The 15331-nt window shown below is 72.1% G+C and carries 14 protein-coding genes; 9 read left to right on the forward strand and 5 right to left on the reverse strand.

The annotated features are described in order from the left end of the window. Nucleotides 1-36: 36 nt before the first annotated feature. From ABXJ52_RS30455 to ABXJ52_RS30465, 3 genes are all read left to right on the forward strand, one after another. Nucleotides 37-1446 carry an NAD(P)/FAD-dependent oxidoreductase gene (locus ABXJ52_RS30455; RefSeq protein WP_367046310.1) on the forward strand — a complete coding sequence of 470 codons (1410 nt, stop codon included), beginning with the start codon at nucleotides 37-39 and terminating at the stop codon, nucleotides 1444-1446. Nucleotides 1447-1796: 350 nt separating this feature from the next. Next, entirely contained in the window at nucleotides 1797-3263 is a 1467-nt protein-coding gene (locus ABXJ52_RS30460; RefSeq protein WP_367049385.1) for an AlkA N-terminal domain-containing protein, read from the forward strand. A 25-nt stretch (nucleotides 3264-3288) separates the two neighbouring features. Then, nucleotides 3289-3801 carry a methylated-DNA--[protein]-cysteine S-methyltransferase gene (locus ABXJ52_RS30465; RefSeq protein WP_367046313.1) on the forward strand — a complete coding sequence of 171 codons (513 nt, stop codon included), beginning with the start codon at nucleotides 3289-3291 and terminating at the stop codon, nucleotides 3799-3801. Here ABXJ52_RS30465 and ABXJ52_RS30470 read toward each other — a convergent pair. Both ABXJ52_RS30470 and ABXJ52_RS30475 read right to left on the reverse strand, forming a co-directional pair. Further along, on the reverse strand, nucleotides 3798-4289 hold the full coding sequence (locus ABXJ52_RS30470) for an NUDIX hydrolase (RefSeq protein WP_367046315.1): 492 nt from the start codon (nucleotides 4287-4289) through the stop codon (nucleotides 3798-3800). The genes ABXJ52_RS30465 and ABXJ52_RS30470 overlap by 4 nt on opposite strands. Beyond that, entirely contained in the window at nucleotides 4286-5368 is a 1083-nt protein-coding gene (locus ABXJ52_RS30475; RefSeq protein WP_367046318.1) for an ADP-ribosylglycohydrolase family protein, read from the reverse strand. Before ABXJ52_RS30475 ends, ABXJ52_RS30470 begins: the two co-directional genes overlap by 4 nt. Before the next feature lie 321 nt (nucleotides 5369-5689). Between ABXJ52_RS30475 and ABXJ52_RS30480 the strand changes: the two genes are divergently transcribed. Beyond that, nucleotides 5690-6811, forward strand: a complete 1122-nt coding sequence (locus tag ABXJ52_RS30480) for a glycerate kinase (protein WP_367049387.1) — start codon at nucleotides 5690-5692, stop codon at nucleotides 6809-6811. 570 nt (nucleotides 6812-7381) lie between these two features. On the opposite strand, the gene ABXJ52_RS30485 is transcribed toward ABXJ52_RS30480, so the two are convergent. Beyond that, nucleotides 7382-8581 carry a helix-turn-helix domain-containing protein gene (locus ABXJ52_RS30485; RefSeq protein WP_367046321.1) on the reverse strand — a complete coding sequence of 400 codons (1200 nt, stop codon included), beginning with the start codon at nucleotides 8579-8581 and terminating at the stop codon, nucleotides 7382-7384. 262 nt (nucleotides 8582-8843) lie between these two features. On the opposite strand from ABXJ52_RS30485, the gene ABXJ52_RS30490 reads away from it, so the two are divergent. From ABXJ52_RS30490 to ABXJ52_RS30510, 5 genes are read left to right on the forward strand one after another with little or no spacing between them, the layout of a single operon-like run. Continuing rightward, entirely contained in the window at nucleotides 8844-9656 is an 813-nt protein-coding gene (locus tag ABXJ52_RS30490; protein ID WP_367046324.1) for an ABC transporter ATP-binding protein, read from the forward strand. Then, complete coding sequence (locus ABXJ52_RS30495) at nucleotides 9653-10471, forward strand: ABC transporter ATP-binding protein (RefSeq protein ID WP_367046325.1); 819 nt, start codon at nucleotides 9653-9655, stop codon at nucleotides 10469-10471. Before ABXJ52_RS30490 ends, ABXJ52_RS30495 begins: the two co-directional genes overlap by 4 nt. Then, on the forward strand, nucleotides 10468-11358 hold the full coding sequence (locus tag ABXJ52_RS30500; RefSeq protein ID WP_367046327.1) for a branched-chain amino acid ABC transporter permease: 891 nt from the start codon (nucleotides 10468-10470) through the stop codon (nucleotides 11356-11358). Before ABXJ52_RS30495 ends, ABXJ52_RS30500 begins: the two co-directional genes overlap by 4 nt. A 46-nt stretch (nucleotides 11359-11404) precedes the next feature. Next, nucleotides 11405-12478 carry a branched-chain amino acid ABC transporter permease gene (locus ABXJ52_RS30505; RefSeq protein WP_367049389.1) on the forward strand — a complete coding sequence of 358 codons (1074 nt, stop codon included), beginning with the start codon at nucleotides 11405-11407 and terminating at the stop codon, nucleotides 12476-12478. Continuing rightward, nucleotides 12475-13749, forward strand: a complete 1275-nt coding sequence (locus ABXJ52_RS30510; RefSeq protein ID WP_367046329.1) for an ABC transporter substrate-binding protein — start codon at nucleotides 12475-12477, stop codon at nucleotides 13747-13749. Before ABXJ52_RS30505 ends, ABXJ52_RS30510 begins: the two co-directional genes overlap by 4 nt. Nucleotides 13750-13819: 70 nt before the next feature. Here the strand turns inward: ABXJ52_RS30510 and pssA are convergent, their stop codons facing one another. Beyond that, entirely contained in the window at nucleotides 13820-14674 is an 855-nt protein-coding gene (pssA, locus tag ABXJ52_RS30515) for a CDP-diacylglycerol--serine O-phosphatidyltransferase (RefSeq protein ID WP_367046331.1), read from the reverse strand. Then, nucleotides 14661-15317, reverse strand: coding sequence for a phosphatidylserine decarboxylase (locus ABXJ52_RS30520; RefSeq protein ID WP_367046333.1), 657 nt, complete (start codon nucleotides 15315-15317; stop codon nucleotides 14661-14663). Before ABXJ52_RS30520 ends, pssA begins: the two co-directional genes overlap by 14 nt. Between the last annotated feature and the right edge of the window lie 14 nt (nucleotides 15318-15331).

The following is a 15331-nucleotide window of genomic DNA, read 5'->3' on the forward strand; positions in this document are numbered from 1 at the left end:
GCCATCGGCTGACAAAGGAGTCCGAAGGTGCCGTCGATGCTTGACGCCGTCATCGTGGGGGCGGGACCGAACGGTCTGACCGCTGCCGTCGAGCTGGCCCGCCGCGGCCTCTCGGTGGCCGTGTTCGAGGCCAGGGACACCGTGGGCGGCGGGGCGAGGACCGAGGAGCTGACGCTTCCCGGGTTCCGGCACGACCCCTGTTCAGCCGCGCACCCCCTGGGCATCAACTCGCCCGTGTTCCGCACCATGCCCCTCGACCGGTACGGCCTCGAGTGGCTCCAGCCGCGGCTGCCCATGGCGCACCCTTTCACGGACGGCAGCGCCGCCGTGCTCTCCCGCTCCGTCGCCGAGACCGCCGCCTCGTTCGGGCCGCGCGACGCCGGGGCGTACAGGCGACTTGTCGACCCCTTCGTCAGCAAGTGGGACGACCTTCTGCGGGACTTCATGGCGCTGCCGTCGACCGCGCTGCCGCGCGACCCCGTGACCCTCGCGCGCTTCGGCCTCGCGGGACTTCCGCCGTCCACCTGGCTGATGCGGCGCTTCGGCGAGGACCGGGCCCGCGCCCTGTTCTCCGGGCTCGTCGCCCACGTCATCGCGCCGCTCGGCGGGATCGCCACCGGCGCCGTCGGCATGGTCTTCGCGCTGGCCGCGCACGCCCGCGGCTGGCCGGTCGCCCGGGGCGGCTCCCAGTCGATCTCGGACGCGCTCACCGCGTATCTGAAGGACCTCGGCGGCGCGGTCCACACGGACTACGAGGTCAAGCGGCTCGACGACCTGCCGCCGGCGCGCGCGTACGTCTTCGACACCTCGCCCACCGCCCTCGCCCGGATCGCGGGCCTCGGGCACAGCTATGAGCGCTATCGCTACGGCGCGAGCGTCTTCAAGGTCGACTACGCCCTCGACGGGCCCGTCCCGTGGGCGGCGGAGGAGGCGCGGTCGGCCGGCACCGTGCAGGTGGGGGGCAGCAGCGCCGAGATCGGGGCCGCGTTGCGCGCCGCGTCCCGGGAGAACCGTGCGCCCGACGCGCCGTTCCTGATCACCGTGCAACCCAGCCTCGTCGACCCGTCCCGCGCGCCCGCGGGCAAGCAGGTCTTCTGGGCGTACGGTCATGTGCCGAACGGCTGGGACGGCGACCTCACCGACGCGATCGAGCGCCAGCTGGAACGCTTCGCGCCCGGCTTCCGTGACCGCGTCCTCGCCCGCGCCACCGCGGGTCCTGCCGCGCTCGCCGCCCGTAACGCCAACTACGTCGGCGGTGACATCGCCTGCGGCGCGGCCAGCGGCCTCCAGCTGCTGCTCCGCCCCAAGATCTCCCTCTTCCCGTACGGGACCGCGCACCCGGCGGTCTTCATCTGCTCGTCCGCGACGCCGCCGGGGCCCGGGGTGCACGGTATGTCGGGGCACAACGCGGCGAAGGCGGTGTGGCGGAGGCTTCGGGTGGCGTGAGGGGCCTTGGGGCGGCCGCGGGGGTCGTTTTCCTGGGCCCCTGCATCCGATCCTGGGCGAACGAGCCTTCCCGCCGCCCACCCGCCCGTTCACCCCGCGTCCGATCCTGGACGAACGAGCCTTCCCGCCCACCCGCCCGTTCACCCCGCGTCCGATCCTGGACGAACGAGCCTTCCCGCCGGCCGCTCGCCCGTTCACCCCGCATCCGATCCTGGGCGAACAAGCCGAGCGGCCGGCACCGACGTCGGACGTCCATGTCGGATTCTCGCCAGCCACCCCCACCCCCGATCCCCGATCCTTGACGCATGGCGACCACCACCGCGACCACCAGCATCAGCCGGCCCCCCTCGATGCACACCGACGCCGAGCGCTGCGTCCGGGCCGTGCAGTCGAAGGATGCGCGGTTCGACGGATGGTTCTACACCGCGGTGCTGACCACCCGGATCTACTGCCGGCCCAGCTGCCCCGTGGTCCCCCCGAAGCCCGAGAACATGAGCTTCTACCCGAGCGCGGCAGCCTGCCAGCAGGAAGGGTTCCGGGCCTGCAAGCGGTGTCGGCCCGACAGCAGCCCGGGGTCCCCCGAGTGGAATCAGCGCGCCGACCTCGTGGCCCGCGCGATGCGCCTCATCGCGGACGGAGTCGTCGACCGGGACGGCGTCCCCGGCCTCGCCACCCGCCTCGGCTACAGCACACGCCAGGTGGAACGGCAGCTCCTCGCCGAACTCGGCGCAGGCCCCCTCGCCCTGGCCAGGGCACAGCGCGCCCAGACCGCGCGCCTCCTCATCGAGACAACCCCCCTGCCCATGGCGGACATCGCCTTCGCCGCGGGCTTCTCCTCGATCCGCACCTTCAACGACACCGTCCGCGAAGTCTTCGCCCTGGCCCCCGGCGAACTGCGGGCCCGCGCTCCTAAGGGCGCCGCACAGGCATCCGGCGCCATCTCGCTCCGCCTCCCTTTCCGCGCGCCGCTCAACCCCGACAACCTCTTCGGCCACCTCATCGCCACCGCCGTACCCGGCGTCGAGGAGTGGCGCGACGGTGCGTACCGCCGCACACTCCGTCTTCCCTACGGCCACGGAGTCGTCGCCCTCACCCCCACCCCGGACCACATCGCCTGCCGCCTCAGCCTCACCGACCTGCGCGACCTCACCCACGCCATCAGCCGTTGCCGCCGGATGCTCGACCTGGACGCTGACCCCGTCGCGGTGGACGGCAGGCTCAGCGCCGACCCGCTGCTCGCACCCCTGGTGGCCAAGGCGCCGGGGCGCCGCGTGCCGCGCACGGTCGACGAGGCGGAGTTCGCCGTACGCGCGGTCCTTGGCCAGCAGGTCTCCACGGCCGCCGCCCGTACCCACGCCGCCCGTCTGGTCACCGCGCACGGCGAGCCGATCGACGACCCCGAGGGCGGCCTCACTCACCTCTTCCCGGCGCCAGAAGCCCTCGCCGCGCTCGACCCCGAGGCACTCGCGCTGCCGCGCAGCCGCCGGGCCACGCTGACCACGCTCGTACGCCATCTCGCCGACGGATCACTCCGGCTCGGCGTGGAGAGCGGCTGGGACGAGGCGCGCGCCCGGCTCACCGAACTGCCCGGTTTCGGCCCCTGGACGGTCGAGGTCATCGCCATGCGGGCACTCGGCGACCCCGACGCCTTCCTGCCCACCGACCTCGGGATCCGCCGCGCGGCACAGGAACTCGGCCTGCCGCACACCCCGGCGGCGCTCACCGCTCGGGCGGCGGCCTGGCGCCCCTGGCGCGCGTACGCGGTCCAGTACCTGTGGGCCACCGACACCCACCCCATCAACGCCATCCCGGCCTGAGCGCCGGCCCGAGAGGACAAGCCCCATGCACAGCCAGCGCCAGCGCCACCGCCACAGCCCCCGCCGACACACCCTCATCGACAGTCCCTACGGCCCCCTGACCCTCGTCGCCACCGACGGCGTCCTCAGCGGTCTCTATATGACGGAGCAGCGCCACCGCCCACCCGAAGAGACCTTCGGCGACCGCGACGCGAGCCTGTTCGCCGAGACGATCGACCAACTGGAAGCGTACTTCGCGGGCGAGTTGACGCAGTTCGACCTGCCGATGCGCCTCGACGGCACGCCGTTCCAGCGCACCGTCTGGCAGCAGCTTCAGCTCATCCCGTACGGCGAGACCCGTACGTACGGCGAGCTCGCGGCAGTGCTGGGCAAGCCCAACGCCTCACGCGCGGTGGGCCTGGCCAACGGCAAGAACCCCATCGGGGTCATCGTCCCCTGCCACCGGGTGATCGGCGCGGGCGGCTCCCTGACCGGCTACGGCGGCGGACTCGACCGCAAGCAGCGCCTGCTCGCCTTCGAGGGCGCGGCAAGGAACTAACCGGCCCGCAGCCCGTTCTCCAGCTCTACCGGACCCGTCCCCGCGTCCAGCGCATCGAGCCCGGCCCGCACCCGCAGCCCCAGCTCGTGGGGCAGGAACCGCGCAAGGTCCTCGCGGGCCACCAGACGCCAGGAGATCAGCTCCTCCTCCTGAAGCCTGATCGACTTCACCTGGTCGTCGCCGAGCACCCCGCCGTCGTAGAGGTAGGCGACCAGCGGTGGCCGGGCCGCGCCCTGCACCCAGTCCACCGCGAGCAGCGCACCCAGCTCGACGTCCAGGCCGATCTCCTCGGCGGTCTCGCGGCGTGCCCCCTGCCGGGGTGTCTCGCCCTCGTCCGACTCGATGGTGCCGCCGGGCAGGGCCCATCCCTCGCGGTAGTTGGGCTCGACGAGCAGCAACCGCCCCTCGGAGTCCCGGAAGAGCGCGGCGGCCCCGGCGATGACGCGGGGGAGGCCGGCGATGTACGTGGCGTAGTCCTGAATGGTCACGTGCCAAGCGTAGACAGCTCCACGGTCCGTGCCGCGAGGTCGCTGATCCGAGCCCCGTCGAAGCCGAACACCGCGCTGCGTACCCGGTCGTCGAGAGGGTCGCGCCACTGGGCGGGGATCGCCTTGGCGCCGCACAGCACCCCCGCGAAGGACCCGGCGGTCGCGCCGTTCGAGTCGGTGTCGAGGCCGCCGCGCACTGTCAGGGCGATGGTCCGGGTGAAGTCGCCCTCGCCGTAGAGGAGTCCCGCGGTCAGGACGGCCGAGTTCGGCACCGCGTGGATCCAGCCGAGCCCGGAGGTCTCCGACTCGGCGGTGGCCAGTGTCTCCTCCCAGCTGAGCCCGGCCTCGTGGAGCGTGACGACCCGGCGCACCGTACGGGCGAGCCGACAGCTGGACGGGATCACGCCGAACGCCACGTCGAGAGCGGCGCGCGGGGTCGCGGACGTGAAGGCTGCGGCGATGAGCGCCGCCGCCCACATCGCCGCGTAGACGCCGTTGCCGGTGTGCGAGAGCACGGCGTCACGGCGGGCGAGGGAGGCCGCGCGGCGCGGCGCGCCGGGGTTCGTCCAGCCGAAGACGTCGGCACGGATGAGGGCGCCGATCCACTCCTGGCAGGAATTCTCGTACGTCGCGGTGAGCGGCGGCTTGAGCCCGTTCACGAGATTCCGGTACGCGGCGCGTTCCGCGGTGAACGTCTGCAGGTAGGGGAGGCGAAGCAGCCACAGCTCGCCGACCTGTTCGGTGCTGAACGTGAACCCGTGGGTCTCCAGGAGGTGCAGCCCGAGGATCGCGTAGTCGACGTCGTCGTCGCGGCAGCTGCCGTGCACCCTGCCGCGTACGCACTGCTGCCACTCGGGCCGCAGCTGGAACTCCTCGACCCAGGAAGGGGGTTCGGGCAGGTAGTCGGTGAGCGGCAGTGCGTCGGCCTGACGGAGGTAGCGTTCGATGCGCTCACGCGTCCAGTAGTCGCCCCGCTCGATGGGTTTGCCGAGCATGTTGCCCGCGATCCGGCCTAGCCAGCCGCCGAGGACGCGGTCGGCGAGGAGGCGGCCGGCGAGTTCCGTATGCGCTGGGGTCATGTGTCCGGTTTACCGAATCCGGGAGGGTTATGCGCGGTCCGCCGGGACGGGTTCGGCACGGAGCGGGAGACGTTTGTCCGGTTTCCGTCCGGGCCGGCTCGGACGAAGTCGCTGATCGATCATTTCTGCGATCGAGCTGTACCGTTTTGTGCCGCCTTACGATCATTTCGGGGCGGAATGGATGCCTCCGAAATGCGGGCGGCCATGGGCAGGCGGCCCCTCCTCCGGTTATGGTCGCAGCGGCGCGACTGCCTTGACGCGAGCAAGGCCCGGAAAGCAAGGGGATGCAAGGTGGCGGACGCTGCTGGGACGGCGGGGCATGTGCTCATCGCCGCGGACAAGTTCAAGGGCTCACTCACGGCCGTGCAGGTCGCGGAGCGGGTGACGGCCGGGCTCCGCCGTGTCGCCCCGCAGGTGGAGGTGGAGGCCCTGCCGGTGGCCGACGGCGGCGACGGCACGGTCGCCGCGGCGGTCGCGGCCGGTTTCGAGCGCCGTGAGGTGCGGGTGACGGGGCCGCTCGGCGACGAGGTCACCGCGGCGTTCGCGCTGCGGGACGGTACCGCCGTGGTGGAGATGGCGGAGGCGTCCGGCCTCCAGCTGCTGCCCGAGGGCGTCTTCGCGCCGCTCACGTCCACGACGTACGGCTCCGGGGAGCTGCTGCGCGCCGCGCTGGACGCGGGCGCGCGGACCATCGTCTTCGGGGTTGGCGGCAGCGCGACGACGGACGGCGGGGCCGGGATGCTGGCCGCGCTCGGTGCGGTCTTCCTGGACGCGGCCGGGGCGCCGGTGGCGCCGGGCGGCGGCCCGCTGGCCACGCTGGCCACGGCGGACCTGTCCGGTCTCGACCAGCGGTTCGCCTCGGTCGATCTGGTCCTGGCCAGCGACGTGGACAATCCGCTGACGGGACCGAAGGGTGCTCCCGCGGTGTACGGGCCGCAGAAGGGGGCGAGCCCGGAGGACGTCGCCGAGCTGGACTCGGCCCTCGCGCACTTCGCGCAGGTGCTCTCCGAGTCGGTGGGCTCCTCCGCTCTGGAGCACGCGCAGTCGCCCGGGGCCGGGGCGGCGGGCGGTATCGGCTACGGGGCCCTGGTCGGGCTCGGCGCGAGCTTCCGCCCCGGGATCGAGGTCATGCTGGACGTCCTCGGCTTCGCGCCGGCGCTTGCGCGGGCGTCGCTGGTGATCACCGGGGAGGGCTCGCTGGACGAGCAGACCCTCCACGGCAAGGCTCCCGCGGGGGTCGCTTCGGCGGCTCGCGAGGCGGGCGTGGAGGTCGTCGCGGTCTGCGGTCGCCTGGCCCTTCCGGCGGAGGCGCTGGGCAAGGCGGGGATCCGGCGGGCGTACGCGCTCACTGATGTGGAGCCGGATGTCGCGCGGTGCATTGCTGAGGCGGGGCCGATTCTGGAGACGGTGGCGGAGGGGATCGCCCGGGATTTCCTGCGGTAGGCGGGGGCGGGGTTTCACCTCGGGGCGGTGGGGCTGGTTGCGCAGTTCCCCGCGCCCCTTGGCGGGGGCCACGCTGGATGGGTACACCGCGGGCCGGTGGGGGTCGGCCGCGCAGTTCCGCGCGCCCCTTCCGGGGCCTGAGCGTGGTGTCGTACGTCCGGGTCGGTGGGGGTTGGCCGCGCAGTTCCCCGCGCCCCTTACGGGGCCTGAGCGTGGTGTCGTACGTCCGGCCCGGCGGGGGCTGGTCGCGCAGTTCCCCGCGCCCCTTGGGGGCCTGAGGTCGGCTTGGTACGCCTTGGGTCGGTGGGGCTGGTTGCGCAGTTCCCCGCGCCCCTTACGGGGCCTGAGCGTGGTGTCGTACGTCCGGCCCGGCGGGGGCTGGTCGCGCAGTTCCCCGCGCCCCTTGGGGGCCTGAGGTCGGCTTGGTACGCCTTGGGTCGGTGGGGACTTGTCGCGCCGTTCCTCGCGCCCCTTACGGGCCCGGGGTATCCAGCCCGTCCGGCGTTTGAGGACGAGCTCGGCGTAGCCGGTGATGGGCGGGGCCCCGCTGCCGAGGGCTAGGCGGCTGTTCTAGCCCGGCGCCAGCCGGTACGCGTCCAGGGCCAGTGTCATCTCCATCAGGTCCCGTGGGCGCGCCAGCGATCGTGACGTCAGTTGTTCCAGGCGGCGGAGGCGGTTGAACACCGTGTTGCGGTGGCAATACAGCCGCCCCGCGGCCCGCCCCGCCGAACCCTCGCACAGCAGCCACGCGTCCAGCGTCTCCAGGAGTACCGCTCTGTCCGCCGGTTCCAGGGACAGGACCTCCCCGAACACGTCCGACACCAGACGCCCCGCCAGCTCCGGCTGGCTCACCACCAGAGCCGTCGGCATCCGCTGGTCGAGCCGTACGATCCCGGTCGCGTCCGGTGGGCACGTACGCAGGGCCAGTTCGGCGAGGCGTCGCGCGTGGCCCAGCTCGGACAGTCCCGCCACCACCGGGCTGATGCCGCCCGGCCCGGGGCACCGCCCCTCCAGCGCGGCGGCCAGCTCGTCCAGGCCGTCGTCCGCCCCCAGGGCCACCACCCCCACCTCCCGGTCCGTCCGCATCCGCCAGACGAAGCGGAACCCGGCCCGCTGGATCTGCCGGTGGAACGCGGCCCGCCCGTCCCGCCGCTCGGCGCGCAGCACCACCACCGCGTACGGCCCGCGCTCCGGCAGATCGAGCCCCGCGGCCACCTGCGAGGTCAGACCGGGGGCCGACTGGCCCTCCAGGAGCGCGTCCAGCAGCGCCTGCAGCTGCTCGTCGGTGCGCCGCCGCAGCTCCATCTCCGTCGCCCGGTACGCGTCCGACGCGGCCGCCGCCTGCGCGTCCACCGCCGACCACACCATCGTCGCCGACCGCATCAGGACCGCGAGCTTCTCCGGGTCCTGCCCCACGGTGCCTTCGAGCAGCGAGTCCCAGACCAGGTAGCCCGCGTTGCGGTACGAGTGGACCACCAGGTCGAGCGGCAGGCCCTGCTGGGCCCGGCGGCGGCCCGCCTCCTCCGCGTACTCCAGATCGCGGCGCGGCGACGCACGCGGCGCCGAGATCGTCTCGATGCCGATCCGCATCGCGTCCTCCGCCTCCCGCCACTGCTGGTCGTACGGCAGCACCCGCGCGTACACCGGCGAGTGCTCGAAGAGCTGCCGCAGATGTTCGTCCACCAGCTCGGGGATGCGCGGCTTCAGCGCCGCGCACGCCTCCTCCAGCACCTTCCAGTCGTGTCCCGTCCGTGGCCTGCGCCCGCTCATGGTGCCCCCATCGCCGCCGCCCGCCGTGCCTTCGTGCTGCGGAGGATGCCACCGCTCGGCCACCCCTGGCAGGCCCCTGACACGGGGTGTTGTGCCCGTGCACAACGGGCGGCCGGTCCCGCTGGTCACCCGCAGCGATTCGGACACAGGCCGTGGACGGGCGGGCGCGGCGGTGCTGGGCTGAGCGCCACGCGGAGGGCAGCAACAGGACGCGGCAACAGAACGCGGCAACAGGACGCAGCAACAGGACAGGGGGTCCCAGGTGGGTGGTTCCGGACTGGTCGTACAGGACGCGTCAGTCGGATACGGACCGGTACGCGCACTGCGCCAGGTGTCGCTCGAAGTACCGGACGGCGCCGTCGTCGCCGTGCTCGGCGGCAACGGCGCGGGCAAGTCGACGCTCCTGCGCGCCATTTCACGCACCCTCGCCTTTCACCGGGGGGCTCTCACCACCGGCTCCATCCACTTCGGCGGACGGCGCATCGACACTCTGCACGCGGACCGGGTGGTCGCCGCCGGGGTGTCCCAAGTGCCCGAAGGCAGGCGGGTGTTCGCCCGCATGACCGTCGCCGACAACCTGCGGGCGGGCGCGCTCGGCTCCGCGGGGAGCCGGGGCGCGAAGGACAGGGCCCTGGAGCGCGTCCATGAACTCTTCCCGGTGCTCGCCGAGCGCGCGGGCCAGCGCGCCGGGCTCCTCTCCGGTGGCGAACAGCAGATGCTCGCGGTGGCCAGGGCGCTGATGGCCTCACCGAAGCTGCTGCTCCTGGACGAACCCTCCCTGGGGCTCGCCCCGTTGATGGCGGCACGCATCGCCGACACCATCCAGGAGATCAACGCCCAGGGCACCGCGGTCCTCCTCGTCGAGCAGAACGCCGCGCTCGCCCTGCGCCTCGCCTCACGGGCGTACGTCCTGGACGTGGGCGAAGTGGCACTCGCGGGCCCCGCCGACGAGCTGTCCGCGTCCGACGAGGTACGCCGCCGCTACCTCGGCGTGGTCGACGAGGCCGCCGCGGCGGACGCCTCGCGCGGCGTCAGCGCGCTGCCGGTGCTGCGGAGATGGGCGGGCCGACGATGACCGACGACCACTCGGCGCCCGGAGCGACACCGCCCCAGCCGGACGTACCCGCCCTGGAAGTACGGGAGTTGACCGTGCGCTTCGCGGGTCTCACCGCGCTGGACGCCGTCAGTTTCACCGTCCGGCCCGGCACCGTGCACGCCATCATCGGGCCCAACGGCGCGGGGAAGTCCACCTGCTTCAACGTCCTGTCCGGGGTGTACCGCGCCACCGGCGGCAGCGTCCGCTTCGGTGAGCACGAGCTGACGACGATGCCTCCGCACCGCATCGCCGACCTCGGCGTCGCCCGGATCTTCCAGAACCTGGCCCTGCCGCCGCGCGCGACAGTCGCCGACAGCCTGATGCTCGGCCGCCACCGGCTGACCCGCACGGGGTTCCTCGCCGCGGGACTTCGCCTTCCGTCGGCGGCGCGCGAGGAGCGTGCCCACCGCGAACGGGTGCGGGAGATAGCGGCGTTCGTCGACATCGAGCACCAACTGCACGCCCCGGCGGGCGTATTGCCGTACGGGCAGCAGAAACTCGCCGAACTGGCCCGCGCGCTGTGCATGGAGCCCCGGCTGCTCCTGCTCGACGAGCCCGTCGCCGGCATGACCGCGGACGAACGGCAACGCACCGCCGCCGTCATCGCGGGCGTCCGCGACAGCCTCGGAATCTCGATCGTCCTGGTGGAACACGACATGGGGGTGGTGATGCGGCTCGCGGACGCGGTGACCGTACTGGACTTCGGGCGCCGGATAGCCGACGGCGCCCCGGCCGACGTACAGAACGACCCGGCGGTCGTACGGGCCTACCTGGGAGAGGGGACGACCTCGTGAACACCTTCGTCGAGCTGCTCCTCAACGGCCTCTCGATGGGGTCCGTCTACGCCCTCATCGCCCTCGGCTTCGTCGTCATCTTCCGCGCCACCGAGGTCGTGAACTTCGCGCACGCCTCACTGCTCCTGGCCGGCGGCTACGTCACCGCGTCCCTCCACGACGACATCGGCTTCTGGCCGGCGCTGCTCGTCGGCATCGCGGGCGCCGCCGTCGTCGGCGCGGCCATCGAGTTCCTCGTCATGCGCCGCTACCGGGGCGCGGACCACAGCGTCCTGGCCATCGTCACGATCGGCGTCGACATCCTGCTCACCACCGAGCTCACCCGCCGCCTCGGCACCGACGTGCTCGCCCTCGGCGACCCCTGGGGCGACTCGGTGCTCACCATCGGTTCGGTCTCCATCGCCCACACGCGGATCGCCGCGTTCGTCGCCGCCGCGCTCCTCATCACCGTTTTCCTGCTCGCCTTCCGCTACACCTCCTGGGGCGTGGCGATGCGCGCCGCCGCGGAGAGCCCGGAGACCGCCGCCCTGATGGGTGTGCGCCTGGGCAGGGTCTCGCTCGGCGCCTGGGCGGTAGCGGGAGGCCTGGCCGCCGTGGCGGCGCTCTTCCTCACCGTCTTCCCCACCCCGGGGCTCGAACGGGCCACCTCGCTCGCCGCCCTGAAGGCGTTCCCCGCCGCGATCCTCGGCGGCCTCGACTCCACCACCGGTGCGCTCGTCGGGGGCCTCGTGGTCGGGGTCACCGAATCGCTCGCCACCGGCTATCAGAGCGAACTCACCTTCCTGGGGAGGGGATTGGGCGACCTCGCGCCCTACCTCGTGATGACCGTCATCCTCCTCATCCGGCCCGCCGGACTCTTCGGCACGAAGGAGCTCGCCCGTGTCTGAAGTCCTGGCCCGCGGACGGGAGCTGCGCTCCCGAGGCCGTACGAGGCTGACCCGCCCCCGCACGTACGTCTGGATCGCGGGCAGCGTGCTCCTGCTCGCCCTGCCCTTCTACCTCGACCGGTTCTGGCTCCAGGCGGGTCTGTTCGCCATGGCCGCCGCGATCGGCGCGATCGGCATCAACCTCCTCACCGGCGCGACTGGCCAGCTCTCCATGGGGCACGCCTTCTTCCTCGCGATCGGCGCGTACGGATACTGCGTCTTCGCGGGGGAGGGGGGCGACACCGGCCTGACCGGACTCGGGCTCCCCACCTGGATCGCCGCCGCCCTGGCCGTCGGCGTCGCGGGGGTCGCCGGCGGACTCTTCAGCCCCATCGCGGGACGGCTGCGCGGTGCCTACCTCGGCATCGCCACCCTCGCGCTGATCTTCATCGGGCAGCACGTGCTCTTCAACGCCCATGACCTGACCGGCGGTTCCAACGGGCGTGACGTACCGCCCCTGAGCGTCTTCGGTATCACCTTCGACGACAGCGAGCTCGTCGTGGCCGCCGTGCCGTTCGGGGCGTCGGAGAAGCTCTGGTACGCGGGGCTCGTCCTCCTGCTCGGCTGCGGACTCTTCGCCCGCGGCGTGCTGCGCGGGCGCCCCGGCCGCGCCATGAACGCCATCCGCGACCACCGCATCGCCGCCGGTGTCATCGGGGTGCCCGTGTCCCGCTACCGCGCGGGCGTCTTCGTCCTGTCGTCGATGTACGCGGGCCTCGCCGGGGTGCTGCTCGCCCTCGTCTTCCAGCGCACCGTGCCGGACTACTTCGGCATGACGCTGTCGCTCGAATACCTCGCCATGATCGTCATCGGTGGCCTCGGCTCGGTGGCGGGCGCGGTGGCAGGCGCCGCCGTGGTGTCCCTGCTGCCGCAGCTCCTGACCCGGTACAGCGACGCGCTGCCCCTGGTCTCGGCCCCCGGCACCGGCGGGATCACACCGGGCGAGGCGTCCCGGTATCTGTACGGCGCCGCCGTCGTGGCGGTGGTGCTGTTCCTGCCCGGCGGCCTGGCCGGCATCGCCGCCCGGCGCTCCAGGCCGACGTCGGGCCCAACCGCAGGGGAATCAGGGGAGGAACGATGAGTTCACGCAGGTCGACAAGGGCGAAGAGGGCCACGGCGACGGCGACGGCGCTCGCCGCGCTGCTCGCGGTGGCCGGCTGCAGCTCGAAAGCGGGGGACAGCGAGGGGGACAAGAAGGACGCGGGCGGGGTCAAGGCCGGCGTCGGAGTCTCCGCCAAGACGATCAACCTCGGTGTGCTCACCGACATGACCGGCGTCTACGCGACCCTCGGCAAGAGCGTCACCCAGGCCCAGCAGCTCTACGTCAAGCAGACCAACGCCGACGGCGGCATCTGCGGCCGCAAGCTGAAGCTGACCGTCCGGGACCACGGCTACGACCCCCAGAAGGCGGTCGCCGCGTACACCGAGCTGGAGCCGGACGTCCTCGGCTTCGCCCAGTTCATCGGCTCGCCGTTCGTCGCCGCGGTCAAGCAACGGATCGACGGCGACAAGAGCCTCGTACTGCCGCAGGCCTGGTCGGCGAACCTCCTCGGCAGCCCGTACGTCCGGGTCGTCGGCTCGACGTACGACCTGGAGACGATCAACGCGATCGACTTCCTGATGAAGGAGAAGGGCCTCAAGAAGGGCGACAAGCTCGGTCATGTCTACTTCGAGGGCGACTACGGCGAGAACGCCCTGGCGGGCTCGCAGTACATGGCGAAGAAGTCGGGCCTGACCGTCGTGGAGCAGAAGATCAAGGCGACCGACAACGACATGACGGCGCAGGTCGCGGCCCTGAAGAAGGCCGGTGTGAAGGCCGTGGTGATCAGCGCGGGCCCGCGGCAGGCGGCCTCCTTGGTCGGGGTCGCGGCGGCGGGCAAGTTCGACGTGCCGATCATCGGCAACAACTCGGCGTTCGCACCCCAGCTCCTGGGCACGCAGGCGGGCCCGGCCCTGGCCAAGAACTACTACGTGGCCTCACCGACACTCCCCATCGGCGCGGACACCCCCGCGGCGAAGAAGCTGGTGGGCGACTACCAGAAGGCCTACCCGAAGGACGCCCTGGACAACGGCGTGACGGCCGGCTGGACCGCGGCGTCCATCTTCGGAGAGGCCCTCAAGAAGGCCTGTGAGAGCAAGGACCTCACCCGCGAGGGCGTCGACAAGGCGCTCCTGACGATCGACTCCTTCGACACGGGCTTCGGCGTCACCCAGGACTTCAGCGACCCCAAGGCCCCCTCGTCGAAGGAGAGCGTGATCCTGCGCCCCGACAAGAGCGTGACGGGCGGCATGAAGGTCGCGAGGGAGCCGGGAGCGGCGCAGGCGGCCGAGGGATACACACCCGGCGCCTGAGAGGTGTTCGAACAGCCAGAAGGGGCCCGAACCAAGTGGTTCGGGCCCCTTCTGCAACGTTCAAGCGCCGCTACGGCACCTGCGCCGCCCGTGCCTCACGCCGGTTGTCCCGGAAGTTGTTCACCCTCCGTGCCGTGGCGAAGAGGGGGATCACCGCACCGAGAACGACCTGGAGCGCGCAGCCGGTCTGCAGGAGCAGCAGTCCGCCCGGGGCGTCGAACGCCCAGGCGGCGAGCAGCCCCATGGCGGCGACGATCCACGCCAGCATGGCCACCGCGAGCGGGCCCCGCGGCTTGGGGTACTCGACACGGCTGACCATGAGCCAGGCCGTGCCGGTGATCGCGAGGAGCGTCGCCCAGAAGGGCAGCTCCAGGAGCACGATCGAGACGACCGTGAGCGCGCCGAAGGGCGATGGCATGCCCTGGAAGGTGCCGTCCTTCACGGTCACGCAGCTGAACCGCGCAAGCCGCAGCACCACCGCCAACAGCACGACGATCGCTCCGACCGCGGCCACTCTCTGGTGCGCGTCGTCGGCGACCATGCCGTAGACGAGCACGAAGTACGCGGGGGCCAGACCGAAGCTGATCAGGTCCGACAGGTTGTCGAGCTCGGCGCCCATCGGCGAGGACCGCAGCTTGCGCGCCACGAGCCCGTCGAAGAGGTCGAACACGGCCGCGCAGAGCATGAGGATCACGGCGGTCGCGGCGGAGTGCCGTGCCATGCCGCTTTCGTTGCTGCCCTGCAGGTGCGGGATGAGGATGCCCGTGGTGGTGAAGTACACGGCCATGAACCCGCACGTGGCGTTACCGAGGGTGAGGGTGTCCGCTATCGAGAGGCGGAGTGAGAGAGGCATCTCCTCGTCGGCCTCGTCCTCGGCCGCCTCGGGAACCCAGCCCGCTTGTGTTTCAGGATCAACCACGGTCAATTCGAGTCACCCCAGCCACGGTCTTCTGACCGACCTCGACGTCCACGTCGACACCCTCGGGAAGATAGATGTCGACACGGGAGCCGAAGCGGATCAGGCCGATCCGTTCGCCCTGCTCCACCTTCGTGCCCTGGGGCACGTAAGGAACGATGCGCCGCGCGACCGCGCCCGCGATCTGGATCATCTCGATGTCACCGAGCTCGGTGTCGAAGTGCCAGACAACGCGCTCGTTGTTCTCGCTCTCCTTGTTGAACGCCGGGACGAACCCGCCGGGGATGTGCTCCACGGACGTCACCGTGCCCGCGAGGGGCGCGCGGTTGACGTGGACGTTCAGCGGGCTCATGAAGATCGCGACGCGGGTGCGCCCGTCCTTCCACGGCATGATGCTCTGCACCACGCCGTCGGCCGGGGAGATGACCCGGCCCTGGGCGATGTCGCGCTCGGGGTCGCGGAAGAACCACAGCATGCCCGCCGCCAGAGCGGTAACGGGTACAGCTACGGCCGCGGCGCCCTTGGAGCGACGCGCACGCACGAGGCTGAGTGCCGCGGTCGCGACAGTCGGCAGGAGCCACGGCGATGCTCCGCGCGCAAGGCGTACGCCAGCGAGGCTGTCGCGTGGTGCAGAGGTTTGGCTGTGGGGCATGGATGACCTTCGTA

The sequence above is a fragment of the Streptomyces sp. Je 1-332 genome (assembly GCF_040730185.1).
In the GTDB taxonomy this organism is placed as follows: Bacteria; Actinomycetota; Actinomycetes; order Streptomycetales; family Streptomycetaceae; genus Streptomyces.